Here is a 707-nt window from a genome sequence, read left to right as displayed (position 1 = left end):
CTTATCAATGCCAATGAAGTGACCGCAGAGCATGGTCTTTATATGATTCATCTTGATTTTATTTGTTGAGTCATTATCAAATACGAGGTCATTTTCAATAAAATCAAAAATCCCATTGCTTTTTGCATTCTCAAGGAGCAGAAAAAGACCTGCATTTGATGTTAGATTCTTAGCTTTGAAATCAATTTTATTAATCATAATTAGAACCCCTTTTTACTACTTTTCTTACTATTATTTTACCATATATCGAGTCATAAAAGCTGATAATTTAACATATTTTTGAGCACTTTTCTTTCACCCAAAGGGTGAAAGCTGAATTTCGAAGGAATGCATATTTATCAAGGCTTTGATTATGCTTTTTGAAGTACTGACGTAGAATCTAGGGAAATAGTTGGAATTTGTTATGACTGGACTTTTTGCCAAAAAATAAGGGCAGCTTTTAGGCTGCCCCTATCACCCGTTGATTAACGGCAAGGTGTCTTTTACACCCCCAGGCCATTGCTGAGTTGCACAACAGCCGGGATGACCTTCTCTGCATGTTCCAGAGTAGCAGACATGATGGATTCCACTACGGTCGGGGAGTTGTACAGGCCCATACCGCCACCGATACCCATAGCGAAAGCCATGAGGCTCTGGCGAGCGATACCACCAACAACACCGACCAGGATCATCGCACCCGCAACGATTCGACCCAAAGTACCTTGGGT

General features: G+C 40.6%; 1 protein-coding gene and 1 pseudogene. Both read right to left on the bottom strand.

Annotation, left to right across the window (positions count from 1 at the left end):
* Positions 1–198: pseudogene (locus tag ABD353_RS39795) on the bottom strand (IS1380 family transposase); the annotation flags it as partial.
* Between the two features lie 284 nt (positions 199–482).
* A partial coding sequence (traA, locus tag ABD353_RS39790) for a TraA family conjugative transfer protein (protein WP_271093090.1) occupies positions 483–707 on the bottom strand: 225 nt, incomplete at its 5' end.

This window comes from Kitasatospora arboriphila (genome assembly GCF_039528095.1).
GTDB lineage: Bacteria > Actinomycetota > Actinomycetes > Streptomycetales > Streptomycetaceae > Kitasatospora > Kitasatospora arboriphila.
This window is presented reverse-complemented; position numbering and strand designations above follow the sequence as displayed.